20 protein-coding genes are annotated in these 20,740 nt (G+C 67.0%); 14 read left to right on the forward strand and 6 right to left on the reverse strand.

The features are described 5' to 3' along the window. The first annotated feature begins 3 nt into the window (after window positions 1-3). From P0645_RS12570 to P0645_RS12590, 5 genes are all read left to right on the forward strand, one after another. Window positions 4-1,371 carry a glutamine synthetase family protein gene (locus P0645_RS12570; protein WP_284164939.1) on the forward strand — a complete coding sequence of 456 codons (1,368 nt, stop codon included), beginning with the start codon at window positions 4-6 and terminating at the stop codon, window positions 1,369-1,371. Between the two features lie 94 nt (window positions 1,372-1,465). Then, window positions 1,466-2,845 (forward strand): aldehyde dehydrogenase family protein, encoded by a 1,380-nt coding sequence (locus P0645_RS12575; protein WP_284164940.1) that lies wholly within the window; start codon window positions 1,466-1,468, stop codon window positions 2,843-2,845. A gap of 4 nt (window positions 2,846-2,849) precedes the next feature. After that, entirely contained in the window at window positions 2,850-4,022 is a 1,173-nt protein-coding gene (locus P0645_RS12580; protein WP_284164941.1) for an iron-containing alcohol dehydrogenase, read from the forward strand. Window positions 4,023-4,170: 148 nt separating this feature from the next. After that, window positions 4,171-5,409, forward strand: coding sequence for an NAD(P)/FAD-dependent oxidoreductase (locus tag P0645_RS12585; protein ID WP_284164942.1), 1,239 nt, complete (start codon window positions 4,171-4,173; stop codon window positions 5,407-5,409). 145 nt (window positions 5,410-5,554) lie between these two features. Continuing rightward, complete coding sequence (locus P0645_RS12590) at window positions 5,555-6,859, forward strand: UDP-glucose dehydrogenase family protein (protein WP_284164943.1); 1,305 nt, start codon at window positions 5,555-5,557, stop codon at window positions 6,857-6,859. A gap of 147 nt (window positions 6,860-7,006) precedes the next feature. Here P0645_RS12590 and P0645_RS12595 read toward each other — a convergent pair whose 3' ends face one another. Further along, window positions 7,007-7,657, reverse strand: a complete 651-nt coding sequence (locus tag P0645_RS12595) for a pyridoxamine 5'-phosphate oxidase family protein (RefSeq protein WP_284164944.1) — start codon at window positions 7,655-7,657, stop codon at window positions 7,007-7,009. Between the two features lie 74 nt (window positions 7,658-7,731). Here P0645_RS12595 and P0645_RS12600 point away from each other — a divergent pair, with 74 nt between their 5' ends. Then, the gene (locus P0645_RS12600; RefSeq protein ID WP_284164945.1) at window positions 7,732-9,138 is read left to right on the forward strand and encodes an aminotransferase-like domain-containing protein; all 1,407 of its coding nucleotides are present in this window, start codon (window positions 7,732-7,734) and stop codon (window positions 9,136-9,138) included. Here P0645_RS12600 and P0645_RS12605 read toward each other — a convergent pair. The 4 genes from P0645_RS12605 to P0645_RS12620 form a co-directional block, all read right to left on the reverse strand. Beyond that, window positions 9,128-10,639 carry a malonate--CoA ligase gene (locus tag P0645_RS12605; RefSeq protein WP_284164946.1) on the reverse strand — a complete coding sequence of 504 codons (1,512 nt, stop codon included), beginning with the start codon at window positions 10,637-10,639 and terminating at the stop codon, window positions 9,128-9,130. The genes P0645_RS12600 and P0645_RS12605 overlap by 11 nt on opposite strands. A 138-nt stretch (window positions 10,640-10,777) precedes the next feature. Further along, complete coding sequence (locus tag P0645_RS12610; protein ID WP_284164947.1) at window positions 10,778-11,563, reverse strand: iron chelate uptake ABC transporter family permease subunit; 786 nt, start codon at window positions 11,561-11,563, stop codon at window positions 10,778-10,780. After that, window positions 11,556-12,377 (reverse strand): metal ABC transporter ATP-binding protein, encoded by an 822-nt coding sequence (locus P0645_RS12615; protein ID WP_284164948.1) that lies wholly within the window; start codon window positions 12,375-12,377, stop codon window positions 11,556-11,558. Before P0645_RS12615 ends, P0645_RS12610 begins: the two co-directional genes overlap by 8 nt. Then, a complete protein-coding gene (locus P0645_RS12620) occupies window positions 12,378-12,905 on the reverse strand; it encodes a helix-turn-helix domain-containing protein (protein WP_284164949.1) in 528 nt (175 codons plus the stop codon). A gap of 76 nt (window positions 12,906-12,981) precedes the next feature. Here P0645_RS12620 and P0645_RS12625 point away from each other — a divergent pair, with 76 nt between their 5' ends. The 3 genes from P0645_RS12625 to P0645_RS12635 all read left to right on the forward strand — a co-directional run bounded on the left by P0645_RS12625 (window position 12,982) and on the right by P0645_RS12635 (window position 15,516). Then, window positions 12,982-13,926 carry a zinc ABC transporter substrate-binding protein gene (locus tag P0645_RS12625; protein WP_284164950.1) on the forward strand — a complete coding sequence of 315 codons (945 nt, stop codon included), beginning with the start codon at window positions 12,982-12,984 and terminating at the stop codon, window positions 13,924-13,926. A 62-nt stretch (window positions 13,927-13,988) separates the two neighbouring features. Beyond that, window positions 13,989-14,852 (forward strand): SMP-30/gluconolactonase/LRE family protein, encoded by an 864-nt coding sequence (locus P0645_RS12630; protein WP_284164951.1) that lies wholly within the window; start codon window positions 13,989-13,991, stop codon window positions 14,850-14,852. 157 nt (window positions 14,853-15,009) lie between these two features. Then, complete coding sequence (locus P0645_RS12635; protein ID WP_284164952.1) at window positions 15,010-15,516, forward strand: GbsR/MarR family transcriptional regulator; 507 nt, start codon at window positions 15,010-15,012, stop codon at window positions 15,514-15,516. 26 nt (window positions 15,517-15,542) lie between these two features. Here the strand turns inward: P0645_RS12635 and P0645_RS12640 are convergent, their stop codons facing one another. Beyond that, on the reverse strand, window positions 15,543-16,940 hold the full coding sequence (locus tag P0645_RS12640) for a sensor histidine kinase (RefSeq protein ID WP_284164953.1): 1,398 nt from the start codon (window positions 16,938-16,940) through the stop codon (window positions 15,543-15,545). Between the two features lie 223 nt (window positions 16,941-17,163). Between P0645_RS12640 and rpmH the strand changes: the two genes are divergently transcribed. The 5 genes from rpmH to P0645_RS12665 all read left to right on the forward strand — a co-directional run bounded on the left by rpmH (window position 17,164) and on the right by P0645_RS12665 (window position 20,589). Beyond that, entirely contained in the window at window positions 17,164-17,298 is a 135-nt protein-coding gene (rpmH, locus tag P0645_RS12645; RefSeq protein WP_267634086.1) for a 50S ribosomal protein L34, read from the forward strand. Window positions 17,299-17,315: 17 nt separating this feature from the next. Then, entirely contained in the window at window positions 17,316-17,735 is a 420-nt protein-coding gene (gene rnpA / locus P0645_RS12650; RefSeq protein WP_284164954.1) for a ribonuclease P protein component, read from the forward strand. After that, entirely contained in the window at window positions 17,732-17,962 is a 231-nt protein-coding gene (yidD, locus tag P0645_RS12655) for a membrane protein insertion efficiency factor YidD (protein WP_284164955.1), read from the forward strand. Before rnpA ends, yidD begins: the two co-directional genes overlap by 4 nt. A 126-nt stretch (window positions 17,963-18,088) precedes the next feature. Further along, window positions 18,089-18,964 carry a tRNA 2-thiocytidine(32) synthetase TtcA gene (gene ttcA / locus P0645_RS12660; RefSeq protein ID WP_284165104.1) on the forward strand — a complete coding sequence of 292 codons (876 nt, stop codon included), beginning with the start codon at window positions 18,089-18,091 and terminating at the stop codon, window positions 18,962-18,964. Between the two features lie 68 nt (window positions 18,965-19,032). After that, complete coding sequence (locus P0645_RS12665; protein WP_284164956.1) at window positions 19,033-20,589, forward strand: putative bifunctional diguanylate cyclase/phosphodiesterase; 1,557 nt, start codon at window positions 19,033-19,035, stop codon at window positions 20,587-20,589. Window positions 20,590-20,740 lie beyond the last annotated feature (151 nt).

Genomic DNA, 20,740 nt, shown 5'->3' on the forward strand with positions numbered 1-20,740 from the left:
GTTATGGCAGGAAATCTGACGCTCGACGGCTTGAAGAAAGCCGTCAAGGCGGGCGAGATCGACACGGTTCTGGTGGCGGGCATCGATATGCAGGGCCGTCTGATGGGCAAGCGCTTCCATGCCCAATTCTTCATCGACGGCGGCTGGGAGGAGACGCATTGCTGCAACTACCTCCTTGCCGTCGACATGGAGATGAACACCGTCCCCGGCTACAAGACCTCAAGCTGGGAAAAGGGCTATGGCGATTATGTGATGAAGCCCGACCTTTCGACGCTGCGGGTCATCCCATGGCTGCCCGCAACGGCGATGGTTCTGTGCGACCTTCTGGACCATCACACGCATGAAGAGGTCGCCCAGTCGCCCCGCGCCATCCTGAAACGCCAGGTCGCCCGCGCCCGCGCGCTGGGGTTCGAGCCGATGATGGCGACGGAACTGGAATTCTACCTGTTCGAAAACAGCTACGAGGCGCTCCGCGACACGAACTTCACCGGCCTGAAGCCGATCAGCGCCTATAACGAGGATTACCACATCTTCCAGACCACCAAGGAAGAGGATGTGATGCGCGCCATCCGCAATGGCCTTTACGGCGCGGGCATCCCGATCGAAAATTCCAAGGGCGAGGCGGATGCCGGTCAGGAAGAGGTCAACTACCGCTATTCCGACGCGCTCGACACTGCCGACAACCATACGATCGTGAAGGCCGGCGTGAAGGAGATCGCCTGGTCCAAGGGCCGGTCCGTCACCTTCATGGCCAAGTACGACCACCGCAAGGCCGGATCGTCGAGCCATATCCACCAGTCGCTCTGGACCAGGGACGGCAAGCCCGTCTTCATGGACAAGGACGATGCCCACGGCATGTCGGCCACGATGAAGCACTATGTCGCGGGCCAGCTAACCTATGCGCGCGAGATCACCGCCTTTCTTGCGCCTTACGTGAACAGCTACAAGCGCTTCACCATCGGCATGTTCGCGCCCACCAAGGCGGTCTGGTCAGCCGACAACCGCACTGCGGGCTTCCGGGTCTGCGGCGAACACACGAAAGGCGTGCGCGTCGAATGCCGCATCCCGGGCTCGGACGTGAACCCCTACCTTGCCTGCGCCGCGCTTCTGGCGGCGGGCCTTGCCGGGATAGAACAGAAGCTGGAGCTGGAACCGGAACTCCGCGGCGACATGTACAACACCAAGGGCATCCGCGAGATACCTCACACCCTGCGCGAGGCAGCCGATCTGCTTCTCGGCTCCGACATGCTGCGCAAGGCGTTCGGCGATGAGGTGGTCGAACATTACCACCATGCCGCCCAGTGGGAGATTTCGGAAACCGACCGCGTGGTCACTGACTTTGAAATCCAGCGCCTGCTGGAACGTGCCTGACCCCCTGCGGCGAGGATGGGCAGATTGCCCATCCTACGCCCGCCTCCCCGTAGGATGGGCAATCTGCCCATCCTCGCCGTTAAAGGATGAATCCATGAAACCCATCCAACTCATCTCGCCCGTCGACGGTTCGGTCTATGCCGAACGCACGCCGCTGACCCCTGACGCCGCGCTTGTCGCCGTCGCCGCCGCCCGCGCCGCGCAAAAGGGCTGGGCCGCCCGCCCGCTCGCCGAGCGCATCGCGCTGGTGAACGCCGGTGTCGAGCGTCTGAACGCGATGCAGGCCCCGATCGTCGAGGAGATCGCCTGGCAGATGGGCCGCCCGACCCGCTATGGCGGCGAGTTCGGCGGCGTGAACGCCCGCACCGCCTATATGTCGGAGATCGCCGAAAAGACCCTTGCGCCCCTGATGGTCGAGGATTCGAACGCCTTCCGCCGCTATCTCGCACGCGAACCGGTGGGCGTCGTCTTCATCGTGGCGCCCTGGAACTATCCCTACCTCACCACGATCAACACGCTTGTCCCGGCGCTGATCGCGGGCAATACCGTCGTGCTGAAACATGCGTCCCAGACGATGCTCGTCGGCGAACGGCTGGCCGAGGCCTTCCATGCTGCAGGCATCCCTGAAGACGTCTTCCAGAATGTCGTCCTCGACCATGCCACGACCGAATTGCTGATCAAAGAGCGCTCCTTCGGCTTCGTGAACTTCACCGGCTCCGTCGGCGGCGGTCAGGCGATGGAACGCGCGGCGGCTGGCACCTTCACGCCCCTTGGCCTCGAACTCGGCGGCAAGGACCCGGGTTACGTGCGCGAGGACGCGAACGTCGACGCGGCCATCGACACGCTGATGGACGGCGCGATGTACAACGCGGGCCAGTGCTGCTGCGGGATCGAGCGTATCTATGTGCACGAGCGCCACTATGACCGCTTCGTCGAGGGCGCCGTCGCCTGGGCCAGCGGATTGAAGCTCGGCAACCCATTCGACGCGGCCACCACCATCGGCCCGATGGCCAACAAGCGCTTCGCCGCCACCGTCCGCGGCCAGATCGCCGAGGCGGTTGCCGCCGGGGCCAAACCGCTGATCGACCCCAAGCTCTTCCCCGCCGATGATGGCGGCGCCTATCTGGCCCCGCAGGTCCTCGTGAATGTCGACCATTCGATGCGCGTGATGATGGAGGAAAGCTTCGGCCCTGTCGTCGGCATCATGAAGGTCTCGGGCGACGAGGAGGCAATCGGGCTGATGAACGACAGCCCCTATGGCCTCACCGCCTCGATCTGGACCGAGGATTACGACAAGGCCGCCGAAATCGGCGCCCGGATCGAAACCGGCACGATCTTCATGAACCGCGCCGACTATCTCGACCCCGCGCTTTGCTGGACCGGCTGCAAGGACACCGGCCGCGGCGGCTCGCTGTCCTACCTCGGGTTCCATTCGGTGACCCGCCCGAAATCCTACCATCTGAAGAAGGTCTGAGGCCATGAGCCACCCCATCTCCCATGCGGTTCCCAAGCGCAACTGGTCCTATCCGACCGCGATCAAGTTCGGCGTCGGCAGGATTTCTGAACTCGCCGAACACTGCGCATCGGTCGGGCTGAAGAAGCCCCTCCTCGTCACCGACAAGGCGCTGGCCTCGCTGCCGATTACCGCAGCGGCGCTGGATGTGCTGGAAGCCGCCGGCCTCGGACGCGCGGTCTTTTCCGAAGTCGACCCGAACCCGAACGAGATGAACATGGCCGACGGGATCGCCGTCTACAAGGCGGGCGGCCATGACGGCGTGATCTGCTTTGGCGGCGGCTCGGCACTGGACCTCGGCAAGATGATCGCGCTGATGGCCGACCAGCCGAAGACCCTCTCGGTCTGGAAGCTCGAGGATATCGATGACTGGTGGACCCGCGCCGACGCCTCGAAGATCGCCCCGATCATCGCGGTACCGACGACCGCCGGGACAGGTTCCGAAGTCGGTCGCGCGGGCGTGCTGACCAATAGCCAGACCCACAAGAAGAAGATCATCTTCCATCCCAAACTGATGCCCGCCGTCACCATCTGCGACCCGGCCCTGACCGTCGGCATGCCGAAGTTCATCACCGCGGGCACCGGCATGGACGCGCTCGCCCATTGCCTCGAGGCCTACTCATCGCCCTTCTACCACCCGATGTCCCAGGGCATCGCGCTTGAAGGCATGCGTCTGGTGTTCGAGAACCTGCCCAAGGCCTATGCAGACCCCGGCAACCTCGAGGCCCGCGCCCATATGATGTCGGCCGCCGCCATGGGCGCCGTCGCCTTCCAGAAGGGCCTCGGCGCGATCCATTCGCTCAGCCACCCGATCGGCGCGGTCTATAACACGCATCACGGCACGACGAATGCGGTCGTTATGCCGATGGTTCTCGACTTCAACCGCAAGGCGGTGAAGGACAGGCTTGCGGCGGCGGCGGCCTATTGCGGCATCAAGGGCGGCTACAAGGGCTTCTACCAGCGCATCATGGATTTGCGCGCCGAGTTGAACATCCCGGAAAACCTCACGAAACTCGGCGTGACAAACCCCGACCTCGACATGCTGACCAAGATGGCGCTGGAAGATCCGTCCTGCGGCGGCAACCCGGTCAAGATGACCAGGCGCAATACCCGCGCCCTCTTCGAGGCCTGCCTCTGACCGAAGCGGGGGGCTGCCTGCCCCCCGCACCCCCCGGGGATATTTGGACCAGAATGAAAGAGACACATTTTCATTCTGGAAAAAGTATCCCGGGGTGAATTTGGCCGTGAGGCCAAAGAGGGGCAGCGCCCCTCCGCATGGAGGCCGGATGAGCGAGACCACCGAAATTGCCGTGATCGGCGCGGGCGTCATCGGCCTTGCCATCGCTCACCGGCTGGCGCTGGCAGGCCGCGAGGTGCTGCTGATCGACCCCAATGATCCGGGTTCGGGCGCCTCCCATGGCAATGCGGGCACCATCGCCGACTATGCCGTCCAGCCCGTCGGCACGCCCGAGGTCTTGCGTAACCTCCCGTCCCTCCTCTTCGATCGCAGCTCCCCCCTTGCGATCCGGCGCGCCGCGCTGCCGACACTCGCCCCCTGGCTCCTGCGCTTCGCCCGCCAGTCGCTGCCGAACGCCGCGCGCCGCAACGCGATGGTGCTGGCGGACCTTCTGGCCGACGCAACGCCACGCTGGCATGCCCTGGCGGCCCAGATCGGCGGCACGGACCTCCTGCAGGACTGCGGCTGCCTTTACTGGTATCAGACCGATGCCGCCTACCGGGCGGCCAAGGCGGACATCTCCTTTCGCCAGAGCGTCGGCGTCTCGGTCGAGCTGATCGGCGCGGCAGCACTGCAATCCCTCGAACCCGCCCTGCCTGTGACGGGCGGCGGCGCGGCCTTCTTCCCGAACGCCCGTTTCATGACCGACCCCGGCCAGATGGTCACCCGTCTCGCCCGCGCCACCGAGGCGGCTGGCGCCAGCTTCCGCCGCGCCAGGGTCGCCAGCCTGATCATTCAAGGCACCTCGATGCGCCTGCAGGGCGATAGGCTCGACCTTCTGGCCCGCCATGTCATCCTCGCCGCCGGTGCCCATTCCCGCGCCCTCGCCGTTCAGGCCGGCGACCGCGTGCCGCTCGACACCGAACGCGGCTATCACCTCGAATGGGACATGGCGACGCCGCGTCTGACCCGCCCGACCTGCCCGACCGCGCGCGGCTTCTACCTTTGCCCGATGCAGGGGCGGCTGCGCGTGGCCGGAACCGTCGAACTCGGCGGCCTGACCGCGCCGCCCTCGCCCCACCGGCTCGCAAGGCTGGAGGAGGGCGCCCGCGCGATCTTCCCCGACCTGCCCGAGCCGTCGCGCAGCTGGATGGGCTTGCGCCCCTCGATACCCGACTCGCTGCCGGTTGTCGGCCCGGGCCGTCTGGGCAACCGGATGATCCATGCCTACGGCCATGGCCATATCGGCCTGACCCTCGCGCCCATCACCGCCGAACTGGTCGCGCGCTGCCTCATCGCCAACGCGGGCGACCCGCGCCTCTCCAGCCTCTCGCCCGCCCGGTTCTGAAGCCGCGCAGGTCGCTTCCCGGCCGCGCGGACTGTCCCTTTCCGGCAAACAATCGCCCGGCCGGCCGCCGGTTCCTCGCCTCGACCGTTGACACCCGCCCGCCCGGAGCGGCATGTCGGACGCATTGATTTGAAGAGGTTCGCTGATGAAGATCGCAATGATCGGCACTGGATATGTCGGACTGGTGTCCGGGGTCTGCTTTTCCGACTTCGGGCACGAGGTCATTTGCGTCGACAAGGACCCCCGCAAGGTCGAGATGCTGAGGGCGGGCCAGGTCCCGATCTACGAGCCGGGGCTTGAAGCCCTGATGGCCAAGAACGTCGCCGCCGGTCGCCTGACCTTCACCGGCGATCTCGCCGCCGCCGTCGATGGCGCCGACGCGGTCTTCATCGCTGTCGGAACGCCCACCCGCCGCGGCGACGGCCATGCCGACCTGACCTATGTCTTCGCCGCCGCCGAGGAGATTGGCCGCGCCCTGACCGGCCCTGCCGTCGTGGTCACCAAATCGACCGTGCCGGTCGGCACCAACAGCAAGGTGGCCGAAGTGATCCGCAAGGCCGCACCGGATGCGGATTTCGACGTGGCCTCGAACCCGGAATTCCTGCGCGAGGGCGCGGCGATCGACGATTTCATGCGCCCCGACCGCGTCGTCGTGGGCGTCACCTCGGACCGGGCGAAACAGGTGATGGGCGAGATCTACCGCCCGCTTTTCCTGCGCGACTTCCCGATCCTCTACACCGACCTCGAAACCGCCGAGATGATCAAATATGCGGCGAACGCCTTCCTCGCCACCAAGATCACCTTCATCAACGAGATCGCGACCTTGTGCGAAAAGGTCGGCGCCGACGTGAAGCAGGTCTCGAAAGGCATCGGCCTAGACGGCCGCATCGGCAACAAGTTCCTGCATGCGGGCCCGGGCTACGGCGGCTCCTGCTTCCCAAAGGACACCCAGGCACTGGCCCGCACCGCACAGGAATATGCCGCTCCCATGCAGATCGTCGAGACGGTCATCAAGGTGAACGAGGAGATCAAGCGCCGCATGGTGACGAAGATCCTCGACCTCTGCGATGGCTCGGTGAACGGCAAGACGGTCGCGATCCTCGGCGTGACCTTCAAGCCCAACACCGACGACATGCGCGACGCCCCCTCGCTGACCATCGTCCCGGCCCTCGTCGGCGGCGGCGCAAAGGTCCGCGCCGTCGATCCGCAAGGCCAGCGCGAAGGCCGCCACCTCCTGCCCGGCGTCGACTGGATGGAGGATGCCTACCAGGCAGCCAGGGGCGCCGACATCGTGGTGATCTTGACCGAATGGAACGAATTCCGCGCCCTCGACCTCAGGCGGCTCGCCAAGAACATGGCCCATGCCCGCATGGCCGACCTCAGGAATGTCTATTCGCCCTCGGATGCCCGGACAGCGGGCTTCAAGGCCTATGCGGGCGTCGGGCGCTGACGGGCGGGGCACGCCGCACGTCACCCCTTCGGTGCGGGCGCGGACAGGACCGGAGCTTTTCCCACTTTCTGTCCGAAAATACTCCGGGAGGGTCCGGGAGGGCGGAGCCCTCCCGGCGGATCGGCCCGCCGCAGGCGGGACGAAATCTCAGGCCGAAAACTTGCGCCGCGCGGCCGAAAGACTCGCGGGTTCGGGCCCCGACGCCGGCGTGAACCCGTCCGGCACGCCGCGGCCGATGGCCACGCCGATCGGCAGGACCCCGCTCCAGACATCCAGCGCCTGATCCTCCGGCTCGTCGACCGGCGGACCGGACCGCACCTTGACCGTCATCGCCTCGATCTCGATCGCCAGAACCCCGGTCGCCTTCTCCTCCTGCGCGGTCGAGGCGCGAACCTCGCCGCTCCGCCCCGGCATCAGATGGTCGGTAATAAGCCAAAGTGCCCTGTCGAACTCCGCCCGGTCCGTCACCGCCCGCGCCGTGCCATGCACCACGCAGGACCGGTAATTGACCGAGGAATTGAACCCCGATTTCGCCACCACCAGACCGTCGACATGGGTCACCGTCAGGCAGACCGGCAGGCCCGCCGTCTTCGCGATTGCCCGCGTCTTGCGCGCGCCGTGGATATAGATCCGGTTGCCATCGCGGGCATAGGCCATGGGGATCACCATCGGCCGGCCCTCGGCCACGAAGCCCACATGCGCGACCAGCCCCTGATCGAGGATCGCCTGCGCAACCGCCTCGTCCTCGACCTTGCGCTTCACATAGCGGATTTTCGCATAGTCCTGCGGATCGCCCATCACCTTCTCCTTCGCTTTCCGCCGGTTCTAGGCAATCATATGGCTCCCTGAAAGCTCCAGTTCGTATACTCTTGATGGAACCACTTTTTCTCTGCCCACTCCCGCCGCTTGATCGAAACGCGGATCAGACGCTCGCCGTCCAGCTCTATCGCGCCCTTCTGGCCGCGATCCGCGCAGGCGATCTTCCCGGCCGCCTCCCCTCGTCTCGCGCCGCCGCAAAGGTGCTCGGTGTCGCCCGCAACACGGTCAACGCCGCCTATGACCTGCTTGCAGCGGAAGGCGCGATTGCGATCCGCCGGGGCGCGGCGCCGACGATCCTGAGCCCCGCCGCCCCGCGACCCACCCCGGCGGCACGAAACGACCTGCCGCGCCTGTCCGGACGCGGCCGGGCGATCGCCTCTCTGGGAGAGGATCGCGACCGGCCGGGCCCGATGGCGCCGGGACAGCCCGACCCCGATCTCTTCCCGCGCGACCTCTGGGCGCGCCTTCTGCGCCGGGCCGCGCGGCTCACGTCGGGCGCAGCATTGGGATATCGTCACTATGCAGGCCTTCCCGCGCTGCGAGAGACGCTTGCCCGGCGTCTCGCGGCAGACCGCGGCATGGTGGTGACGGCGGATCAGATCCTCATTACCCCCGGCGCGCAGGCCTCGCTCACCCTTCTGGCGATGACACTCGGCGACCCGGGCGAGACCGCGCTGATCGAGGATCCCGGATATTCCGGCGCGAAGGCGGCCTTCCGCACGGCTGGCCTCGCTCTCCACCCCCTGCCGGTCGATACTGACGGCGCCGATTGCGGACAGGCGCCCGCCGCCCGTCTCATCTATCTGACGCCCGCGAACCAGTATCCGCTCGGCACCCGCCTCTCACTCGCCCGCCGTGCGGCCGTCCTTGCCCATGCGCGCCGCCACGACGCCGTGATCATCGAGGATGATTATGACAGCGAGTTCCTCTGGCACGGCCGCCCGATCGCCGCCTTCCAGCCTGAGGCGCCCGAGCGGATCGTCACCATCGGCACGGCCGCCAAGGCGCTCGCCCCGGGGCTGCGGCTCGGCTGGATCGTTGCGCCGCCCGGCCTTGCCCCGGCGCTCGCCGCCGCCCAGCGCACCTTGGGTCTTGCGGCAAACGTGCATGCGCAGTCGGCGCTGGCCGCCCTGATCGAGGACGGGCGCTACCGCGCGCATCTGTCGCGGATCGCCGCAACCTATGGCGAGCGCGGGCGGGCTTTCGCCCGCGCGCTCCGCGCGATCCCCGGGGTCGAGGTCGCCGAGCCGTCAGGTGGCGTGCAACTCGCCATCCGCCTGACGCCCGGGACCGAGGCAAGGGCCCATACCGCCCTCATCAAGGCAGGCTTCGCACCCGCAGCCCTTTCGACCTTCTGCATTGGCTCAGGACAGGAGGGCCTTGTCGCAGGCTTTGGCGACGCCACGCCGGAGCGGATCGCGGATTTCTCAGCGGTTCTGGCGCGTGCGCTCAGCTGCTGAACAGGTCTTTCAACTCGGCCCGCAGCAGCGCCTTCTGCACCTTCCCCATCGTATTGCGCGGCAGGTCCGCGCGCATCTCGATATGCTTGGGCTGCTTGAACTTCGCCAACTGTCCCTGAAGCGCTCTGCGGATCGCCTCGGCCGTCGTACCTTCCCGCGCCTCGCCAACCACGACCGCCACCACCGCCTCGCCGAAATCGGGGTGCGGCACGCCGATGACGGCGCTCTCCACGACCCCCGGCAGCGCGTCGATCAGTTCCTCGACTTCCTTCGGATAGACATTGAAGCCGCCCGATATCACCAGATCCTTCGCCCGACCGACGATGGTGAGATAGCCATCCGCGCTCATCGTGCCGAGATCGCCGGTGATGAAGAACCCGTCGTCGCGCAATTCCTCGCGGGTCTTTTCCGGCATCCGCCAATAGCCCTGAAAGACATTCGGGCCCCTCACCTCGATCACGCCAACCTCGCCGCGCGGCAGCTCCCTGCCTGATGTGTCACAGACCTTGACCTCAACTCCGGGCAGCGCCGTCCCCACCGTTCCCGCACGGCGGTCGCCCTCATAGGGGTTGGAGGTATTCATGTTGGTCTCGGTCATCCCGTAGCGTTCCAGAACCCGGTGCCCGGTCCGCGCCTCCCACTCCCGGTGCGTCTCGGCAAGAAGCGGCGCGGAGCCCGAGACGAAGAGGCGCATATGCGCGGTGAGCGCCCGGTCGAGGCGCGGATCGGCCAGAAGGCGGGTGTAGAAGGTCGGCACGCCCATCATAGCTGTGGCCTTCGGCAGGAGGCGGATCACCTCGTCCGCATCGAACTTCGGCAGGAAGATCATCGGCGCCCCGGCGATGAGGGCCACGTTCGTGGCCACGAAGAGCCCGTGCGTATGGAAGATCGGCAAGGCATGCAGCAGGACGTCCGCGCGCGTGAAGCGCCATTCCCGCGCCAGCACTTCGGCATTGGACAGAAGGTTGCCGTGGCTGAGCATGGCGCCCTTGGACCGGCCGGTTGTGCCGGAGGTGTAGAGAAAGGCCGCGAGGTCCCCCTCGGCGCGCGGTTCGGTCGCGAACCGATCCGACTGCGCTGCGGCAAGCGCTCCGAACGCGCCGCCGTCGTCGGTGCCGAGCGACATGAGCGACACGCCTGCTGCAGAAGCAACGTCCGCCAGCGCGCCGATGCGCCCCGGATCGGCGAGCAAGAGCCGCGCCTCGGCATCGGTGATGAAATAGGACAGTTCGGCAGGCGTATAGGCTGTGTTGAGCGGCAGGAAGATCACACCGGCCTGAATGGCGCCCGCAATCACCGCAAGCATCTCGACGCTCTTGTCCAGTTGCAGCGCCACCCGGTCGCCGGGGCGAAGGCCCGCCGCGCGCAGGGCGTGGGCCATCCGCGCGGCATGCGCCAGAAAGGCGGCATGGCTGATCTCGCGCCCGTCCGGCAGGATCAGGAACGGGGTCGCCTGCCCTTCATGCGGGGCGAAGAGCGCATCGTAAAGGTGATTGGACATGAAAGCTCCCTTAGGCCCCGCCCAGAGATAACGGGCGAACCTCCGGGCAGTAAAGAGCGGCGCTCCTCGTCGGCCTTCGGCCGCTCGTCGTGAGTGCGCCAGAGCGAAGAGCGCCGAAGGCGACGATGAGCGGCCCGGTCATGGCCGGCTTCGCCGCAAGGCGGAGAGGAGGAACAGGCCGAAGGCCGCCACGACCACCGAGGGTCCGGCGGGCGTATCGAAACGAAGCGAGGCGCCAAGACCCGCAACCACCGCCACCGCGCCGCCGAGCGTTGCGAGAAGCGCCATCCGTTCCGGCGTCGCGGCGAAGGCGCGGGCGGCGGCGGGCGGGATGATCAGCATGGCCGCGATCAGAAGTGCGCCCACGATCTTGATCGACAGTGCCACCGTGAGGCCCAGCGCCAGTGTCAGCGCCAGCCGCTCGCGGCCCGGATCGACACCCGAGGCCTGCGCCAGTTCCTCGTTCACCGTCGCCGTCACCAGTCCGTCCCAGCGCCAGAGAAGTAGGCCCAGCACCAATGCGCTGCCGACCCAGACCCAGATCACATCGCCCCAGCCCACGGTCAGGATGTCGCCGAAGAGATAGGCCGACAAATCGACCCGGACCGAGGGCAAGAAGGAAACCGCGACCAGCCCGAGTGCCAGCGCGGAATGAGCCATCACCCCCAGTAGCGTATCGGCCTGATGGCCGCGCCCGCTGAGGCTCGCCACCGTCAGCGCGACCGAGAGGGCCACGGCAAGGATGCCGAGATAGAGCGGCAGGTGGAAGGCGAAGGCAAGCGCCACGCCGAGGATCGCGGCATGCGAGGTCGCGTCGCCGAAATAGGCCATCCGCCGCCAGACCACGAAAGACCCAAGCGGCCCAGCCGCGACTGTCAGGCCGACCCCGGCGAGGAGCGCGCGCAGCAGGAATTCGTCAAACATCCGCCTGCTCCGCCCCACGGGTTTCGGTCCGGTCGCCGCGGCCATTGTCATGGTCATGCGCGTGATGATGGTGGTGGCCGTGACCGTCCTCGCCGTGATCATGATCATGATCATGATCATGGTCGTGGTGATGGCGGTAGAGCGCAAGAACCCCGTCCTGATCGAAGCCGAACAGCGCCCGGTAGGCGGGCGCGGCAGAGACGGCTTCGGGCGCGCCCTCGCAGCAGACATGGCCGTTGAGGCAGATCACCCGGTCCGAGGCCCGCATCACGACATTGAGGTCATGGCTGACCAGCAGCACCGCAACCCCGGTCTCCCGCCGCAAGTCCTCCAGCAACCGGTAGAAGGCGGCGATCCCCGGCTGGTCCAGCCCCTGCGTCGGCTCGTCAAGGATCAGGATATCCGGTCTCGACAGAAGTGCGCGGGCCAGAAGGACGCGCTGGAACTGCCCACCCGACAGCGCCAGCAGCTGGCGCGGGCCAAGACCCGCGGCACCGGTGCGGGCGAGCGCCTGCTCCGCGTCGATGTCGCTGACACGGCGCGGCAGCGACAGAAAGCGGCGGACGGTCAGCGGCAGGCCCGCCTCGACCCTCAGCCGCTGCGGCACATAGCCGATCCTGAGCCCCGCCTTGCGCTCGATCGATCCGGCCGAGGCGGGCGCCAGTCCGATCAAGGCCCGGATCAATGTCGATTTTCCCGACCCGTTCGGCCCGACGATGGTGACGATCTCGCCTTTCGAGACCGCAAGCGTGACATCGCTCAATACCGGCAGCTCGCCGTGCCGCACCGAAAGGTTCTGCGCCGCGATCAGCATTCAGCCTTCCCCGCGCGCCAGGCAGGCCGAACAGAGACCCAGCGCCTCCACCACCGTGCCCTCGACTGCGAAACCCGCCGCCGCCGCCGACCCTTCGACTGCCGCCGCGACCGGTTCAGCCGGTGCCTCGGCGACCGACCGGCAAGCGCGGCAGATCATCACCATCGGCGTATGATCGTCGCCGGGATGCATGCAGGCCATGAAGGCATTGAGCCGCGCGATCCGGTGCGCCATGCCGTTCTCGACCAGAAAATCGAGCGCCCGGTAGGCGACGGGGGGCTTGTTGCCGAACCCCTCGCCTGCCAGCCGCTCCAGTACCTCGTAAGCCCCGACCGCCCGATGCTCCTCCAGCAATATCTCTAGCGCGCGCCGCCGCACAGGCGTCAGCTTCAGCCCGCGCTCCGCCGCAAGCGCGTCCGCCCTCGCGATCAGTCCGCCGCAACAATGGCTGTGGTCGTGCCGCCGGAACGCGAGGCCCGCATCGGTAGCCGACTTGCCGGGATCTCCGCCCGCAGAAGCGTGGTTCATGTTATAGTATCACATTTCTCTTGACTGTTACTTTATAACATATGATATCGCCCTGCCGACCACAACAGGACTTGTCATGCACCTCCCCGCCGCGCGCCTTGCCGTTGCCCTCGCCGCCCTTTCGGCTGCTTCTCCCCTGCACGCCGAGGCACTGCAGGTTGTCACCGACATTGCACCCATCCAATCTCTGGTGGCGCAGGTGATGGGCGACACCGGCACGCCGATGCTTCTGGTCGCGCAGGGCGCCGACCCGCACGAATATCAACTCCGCCCGTCAGAGGCCCGCGCCCTTGCCTCTGCCGACCTCATCTTCTGGATAGGCCCTGAGATGACGCCCTGGCTTGACCGGGCGATTGCGACCGCCCGCGCCGACGCGCCGCTCGCGCTCCTGACCACGCCGGGCACCGAATTGCGCCCTTTCGCGAGCGGCGGCGCAGATGAGGATGAAACGCATGAAGAGGGCGACCATGAGGGCAATCACGACCATGCGCACGACGGCACCGATCCGCATGCCTGGCTCGATCCGGCCAATGCCCGTGCCTGGATCGCCGCGATCCGCGACCGGCTGAGCGCCGCCGATCCCGCCCATGCCGCCGACTATCAGAAGAACGCGGCCGAAGCGATAACGCGCCTCAACGAACTGGAACAGGAGATTGGCACGACCCTGCGGGCCGCAAGGGGCAAGCCCTTGATCATGGGCCATGACGCCTATGGGTATTTCGCCGGCGCTTTCGATCTGACCATTGCCGCCAGCCTTGCCGAAGGCGATGCGGCGAGCCCCGGCGCCCAGCATGTAAGCGCCGTGACCGAGACAGCGCGCGCAGCGCCGGACGGCTGCATCTTTCCTGAGGCCGGTCACGACCCCGCCCCGGTCGACCGGATAGCGGCCGATACGGGCATGAGGCGCGGCGCGGCGCTTGACCCCGAAGGGCTTGCGCTTGCACCCGGCGCCGATCTCTATGCCCAGCTCCTGCGCGGGCTTGCCTCAACGATCGTCGGCTGTCTCGCCTCTGGCGAGTAGGACGTCGGCGCTATATCTTTCCTGGACAAGAGCGCCGCAAAGGCCACCATCCGGGGAGACATATGAGCGTGATCTTTGACGACCGCCCCTGCGACCTTGGCGAGGGGCCGCTCTGGCATCCCGGGCGGAGCCAGCTTTTCTGGTTCGACATAACCGGGCGGCGGCTTCTGTCGCGCGACGGGACCGGCCCGCTGGACTGGAGCCTGCCGGAAATGTGCTCGGCCGCGGGCTGGATCGACGACGACCGGCTGCTAATGGCGTCCGAGACCGGCCTTTGGGTCTTCGACATCGAAAGCGGTGCGCGCGACCTGGTCACAGCGCTTGAGGCCGACAATCCGGTGACCCGCTCGAACGACGGCCGTGCCGATCCCTGGGGCGGCTTCTGGATCGGCACGATGGGCAAGGCGGCGGAGCCCGAAGCCGGGTCGATCTGGCGCTATTACCGGGGCGAGCTGCGGCGCCTCTTCCCGAAGATCACCATTTCGAACGCTATCGCCTTCGCCCCCAACCGGCAGTTCGCGACCTTCGCCGACACCGCGCGCGGGATTGTATGGCGCACGGCGCTCGACCCGCTGCATGGCTGGCCGAAGGGAGAGCCGGAACCCTTCCTGCGTGCCCGATCAGGCGGAATGGCTAATCCCGACGGCGCGGTCTTCGATGCCGACGGCACCTTCTGGCTGGCGGAATGGGGTGCGGCGCGGGTCGCGGCCTATGGGCCGGATGGGCAGTTCTTGCGCGCGGTACCGGTCGGAGGGCGCCACTCCTCCTGCCCCGCTTTCGGCGGCAGCGATCTACGCACCCTCTTCACCACGACTGCACGGCAGGGCCTGTCGCCGGATATTCTCGCCGCCGAACCGCTGAACGGCGCGACCATCCGCTGCGACGATGTCGCCCAGGGCCTGCCGGAGCCGAGGGTCATCCTCTGATCGCACCCCGCCGGAGCTCGGCACAACCGGGATCCGAGGTGCCGGGGCCCCGCCCCGGCACCGAGACACGGCTTGATCTCGTGCGCCGCAAGGCGCGCGAGATCGCATCTTGAAAGAAGCCGTTGCACCCGGACGCGCGAACGGTGATCCTGCCGCCATGCCAGAGACAGACCGGACGCTCGCCCCCCTCTTCGCCGACATAGCCGATGCCTTCGGCCTCTCCCGCCCCGCCGGGCACTGTTTCGCCGCGATCTGGCGCGCGGCGCAGCCGCCCTGCGCCGACGATCTGGTGGCGGACCTCGGCCTTGCCCGCTCCAACATCTCGACCGCGCTGAAAGACCTGCGCGGCGCGGGCCTTGTCAGCGTTGCCCGCACACCCGGCGACCGGAAGGAATATTTCACCGCGCCCGCCGACCCTTGGGAACTGCTGCGCCTTCTGGCCGCCCACCGGCAACGCAGCCTGATCCTGCCGCTGCTCGACCGGCTGATGCAGGCCGAGGCTGTCCTGCCCGACGCGCGCCTCGCGGCGCTGCACGACACATTGTCGACCGCCTCGGCGGCAATGGCCGCCCTCGCGACGCTCGACGCGGGCGGTTTCGCCAAGCGGATCGGCGCGATGGCGGACCCGTCCGAAAAGCCCAAGAAGAAAAAGAAGAAGCGCTGAGCCCCGCACCGGCGCCCGCCGCAAGCCTACTGCGGGTCGGAAAGGCTCAGTTCGCGCGGCAGGTGCGCCATGAATTCCGTGCCATTCCCGTCGGACCGCACAAGCTCGAGCCTCCCGCCATGGCCCCTGATCAGTTCCGCCGCGATGGCAAGGCCAAGACCCGTCCCGCCCTTGCGGTTGCCCGCATGGAACGGCTCAAAGAGATGCTCGCGGGTCTTCTGCGGCAGGCCGGGGCCAGTATCGCCTACCCGGATCCACCAGCCGCCCTCCTCCTCGCCCGCGCCGATCTCGATCGTGCCGGGCTGGCCCGTCGCCTCGATCGCCTGACGCGCATTGCGCGTGAGGTTCGACAGAACCCGGTAAAGCTGCTCGCGGTCTGCGCGCAGGGTCAGCGCAGGCGCGATATCTGTCACATATTCGACGAGCCCGTTGCCCGCGATCCGCTCGCCGTCGAGGATATCCTCGACCAGCCCCGACAACATGAAGCGCGCCAGGGTCGGCGGCGGTTCCTCGGCCTTGCCGAAGGCCAGCGTCGATTCGCACAGCGCCACCGCCCGTCCGATCGCCCCGATCAGCTTCGGCGCGGCGCGGGCAACTGTCGGGTCCTTGCTCATCTCGATCCGGTCGCTCATCAGTTGCGCCGTCGTCAGGATATTGCGCAGATCGTGACTGATCCGCGCCACCGCCCCGCCAAGCTGGGCAAGGCGTTCCTTCTGGCGAAGCGCCGACGTAAGCTGCTTCTGCAGGTCCTGCAGGGCTTCCTCGGCCTCGCGCAGCTCGACCACATCCGACTGCGGTTCGATGACGCGCCGCGCATCCTCCGGCGCCTCGGCATAGGCCGACATATTGCCGACCACCCGCCGGATAGGCGCGACCAGAAGCCGCCCGACCGCGAGGAACAGAAGACCTGCCGTCAGGATCGAGATCACCGCCGACAGCCCGAGAATACGCACGCCGTAATCGATCATCGCGGCCCGCAGGGGCGCGGTGTCCATTGTCGCCTCGATCAGCATCCCCGCCTGTTTCACCGGATCGCCGATCACCCGCATCACCCGGTTTTCGGGCAGAAGCAGACAGTGGATCGCATCGCGGATCAGTTGCCAGGCGGAGGGATCGCGCATGTCGTAGGTCGCCTCGATCGGCTGGCGGACCGGCGAGGACAGGACAAGCTGGCGCGCCTCGTCCCGCCTCAGGACGACGTTGTAGACCTCGGCATTGGCCAGAAGCTCACGCTCGACCTTTTCGTCGATCATGTCGCCCGCCGCCAGAAGCGACAGCGAGGCGATCTGGGCGCGTTCGAGGCGCGAGCGGATGTAATCTTCGCGGAACCGCGCGACCGAGGGCACGAAGATCAGCACCTCCGCCAGCATGACGAAAAGCGCGGTCAGGATGAGGAAACGCCCCGAAAGGGTCTTGAGGAACATGATCGGCCCTTCGCGGCCCCAGCTTTTCCGGCGCGGAATGCGACGGGTTGGCCAGAGGATAGTCATGCCAGCGCGACACTGCAAATCGCTCGGGGCCGGAAGCCGTGAAAAATCCCCGGGGGCCGAGTTGACTTGGGCCAGTCATGCGTCTATGGACCGGGCTTCGAATGACAGGCCTTCGAATCCCTTCCGGGTTTGGGCCCGATGAGCCGGAGCAAGAAAGATGAAACGCACCTATCAACCGTCGAACCTGGTTCGCGCCCGCCGCCACGGCTTCCGCGCGCGCATGGCGACCAAGGGCGGCCGCAAGGTGCTGAACGCCCGCCGCGCCCGTGGCCGCAAGGTCCTGTCGGCGTAAGCACGACCGTATACGGCATGACACCGCCGGAGGCTCCCGCGACTGGCCCTGACAGGCCGGAGGCGGCAAAGCCCCCGGCGGTTTCCGTTCGTCTGGAGGGTCTGAAGAACCGGTCGGAATTCCTCAAGGCGGCGCAGGCCCGGCGGCAGTCGGCGGGGAGCTTCCTTCTGCAGGCCCGGCGCCGGGGTGAAGGCGAACCGGACGGCGCGCTGATCCGCGTGGGCTTCACCTGTTCGAAGAAGGTCGGCAACGCCGTCGCCCGCAACCGCGCCAAGCGGCGCCTGCGCGAGATCGCGCGGGCCGTGCTGCCGGAGGCCGGTCGCCCGGGCTGGGACTATGTGCTCGTCGGCCGTCCAGCAGTGACGGCCAGTCGCGAGTTCGCGCTGCTCCTCTCCGATCTGCGCACCGCGCTTGCGCAGGTCCACCGCAAGTCATGAGCCCGCTCGCCCATATCCTCGCCCTGCCGGTCCGGGCCTACAGGCTGGTTCTCAGCCCCTGGGTCGGGCACAATTGCCGCTACCAGCCCACCTGCTCGGCCTACGCACTGGAGGCACTAGGCCGCTACGGCGCGCTCAGGGGCGGCTGGCTCGCGCTTCGCCGGATCGGCCGTTGCCATCCCTGGGGTGGATCGGGGCATGATCCGGTGCCGCCCGGGCGGGACTGAGGGGCGGCTCTTCGCCCCTTGCAGGGCTCATCGCCGGTCGCCCGGGCGAAGAAAGCCGGGGCCGGCTTGATGAGCGCCCCTTCGGGGGCGATTGCGGAAGAGGCCCGCATCTGCGATAGCCATCCCATGCTCGACGATCTTGACGATATCCATCCGCTGTTCCACGGCGCGCCTTCCTCGACCGAGTTCAGGAAGTTGCGCAAGCGCATCGTGCGCGAGGTGCGCGAGGCGATCGAGACCTATGGCATGGTGGAGCGCGGCGCGCGCTGGCTCGTCTGCCTGTCGGGCGGCAAGGACAGCTACACGCTTCTGGCCGCGCTGACCGAACTCAAATGGCGGGGCCTCCTGCCGGTCGATCTTCTGGCCTGCAACCTCGATCAGGGCCAGCCGGGTTTTCCGGCGACCGTGCTGCCCGAATTCCTGACCAGGATGGGCGTCCCCCATCGCATCGAATATCAGGATACCTATTCGGTCGTGACCTCGAAAATCGCGCCCGGCGGCACGATGTGTTCGCTCTGCTCGCGGCTGAGGCGCGGCAACCTCTACCGGATCGCACGGGAAGAGGGATGTAGCGCGGTAGTGCTTGGGCATCACCGGGACGATATTCTGGAAACCTTCTTCATGAACCTTTTCCATGGCGGGCGTCTGGCCACGATGCCGCCGAAGCTTCTGAACGAGGATGGCGATCTGTTCGTCTACCGCCCGCTGGCCTTCGTGGCCGAGGCGGACTGCGAGCGCTTCGCAAAGGCGATGAACTATCCGATCATCCCTTGCGACCTTTGCGGCAGTCAGGAAGGCTTGCAACGTGCGCAGGTCAAGAAACTGCTGACCGACTGGGAGACGCGCAGCCCCGGCCGCCGCCAGGTGATGTTCCGGGCGCTTCTGAACGCGCGGCCCTCGCATCTGCCCGATCCGAAGCTCTTCGATTTCCTCGGCCTTGCGCCCGGCAGAGCGCAAAGTTCCGCCCCCGACGCGCCGCCGCGGCTTTCGGACAGCGATTAACTTCGTGGTCACTTCGTTCTGGTTAGGTTCTCCTCAAGGCCGGGCTGGCCTGAGAGGAAAGGGACCCCATGCTGCGATCGTTGCTGCCGACGCGTGATGGGATGGCGGGCTGGCTGAAGCGCCTGTGGCATCCCGCCTATCTCGGCCTGACGCCTGCCGCCCTGCTGGCCTGGCTGTGGTTCGGCGCGGAAGGGGCGATCATCCTTCTTGTCGCCACGCTTCCCATCGCGCTCGCCACGAAAGCCGACGCCCGCCCCGAAATCCGGGCCACCGCGCCTGACGAACAGGAACCGCGTGATGCGCTGAGCGGTCTTGTCCTGCGCGCCCGCGCCGAACAGGCGCTGCACACCGTCCTGACCCATGCGGCCACGACCGGCAAAAGTACCGCCTGCCTCGTCCTGGTCCTCGATGATGCCCGCCTGATTGTCGAGCGTCACGGTCAGGCGGCGCATGATCAGGCGATCCGCCGGGTCGCAGAGCGACTGCTGGTGACCATGCGCCAGCATGACACGGTGGCGCGCCTTGAAGGCGACCGGTTCGCGCTGGCCCTCGGGCCGATGCGGCGGGCCGATCTTGAGACCCTGATCCAGATCGCGGCGCGCGCCCAGGCGGCGGTGCAGGAGCCGATGTCGATCGATGCGATGACGCTTTATGTCTCCTGCTCGATCGGCTTCTGCCTGCCCGGTCGAATCGCCGAACCGACCGGCGCGGCGCTGCTGACGGCGGCGGAACTTGCCGCCGACGACGCCTGGCGCAACGGTCCCTCGGCGATCCGCGCCTTTTCGCAGGAAATCGCGGCCCATGCCGAACACCGCCAGTCGCTGCGCGACCAGATCGAGTTCGCGCTCGACAATGGCCAGATCATCGCCCATTTCCAGCCCCAGCTGTCGACGGACACCGGCGAGGTCTCAGGCTTCGAGGCGCTCGCGCGCTGGAAACATCCCGAACGCGGCCTCTTGCCGCCGGGCGAGTTTCTTCCCGCGCTGACGTCCAGCGGCCTTGCCGCGCGGCTGGGCGAGGTGATCCTTTTTCAGGCGCTGAACGCGCTGCGCGCCTGGCACCGGGCAGGATACCGCGTGCCGAATGTCGCCGTCAATTTCTGCCGCGAGGAGCTGCGAAACCCCAAGCTCGTCGAAAAGCTGAAATGGGAACTCGACCGGTTCGATCTTGCGCCCGCGCGCCTGACGATCGAGATCCTTGAAACCGTGGTGGCCGAGACCGAGAATGACATGGTCGTTCGCAATATCGCCGCGCTCGCCAGCCTCGGCTGCGGCATTGACCTGGACGATTTTGGTACCGGTCACGCCTCGATCACCTCGATCCGCCGTTTCACCGTCAGCCGGTTGAAGATCGATCGTTCCTTCGTCACGCGCGTCGATTGCGACCCGACGCAGCAGCGGATGGTCGCGGCAATCCTGTCGATGGCCGAGCAGCTGTCGCTGGAAACGCTCGCCGAGGGGGTCGAGACGGTGGGCGAACATGCGATGCTGGCGCAACTTGGCTGCGGCCATGTGCAAGGCTATGCCATCGCGCGACCTATGCCGTTCGAAGAGACGATTGCCTGGCTGGAGCGGCACCGGTCGAAGCTTGAGGCGACGCCAAATCTCGGACGCAGGACCGGCTAGCCCTAGGTTGCAAAACTTGCAAGCTGATCGCGCAGAAACCGCGAGTGAGTAGTGTTTCGGCCTGTGCGCCTCGGCAATTCCAGCTGCCCCGACGTTTCGCGCGCCATCGCGGGTCTCGATTACCGCAAAAGACCTTGACCTTTCGCCGCCC

It is taken from the genome of Frigidibacter sp. SD6-1 (assembly GCF_030143255.1).
Classification (GTDB): domain Bacteria; phylum Pseudomonadota; class Alphaproteobacteria; order Rhodobacterales; family Rhodobacteraceae; genus TMP-24.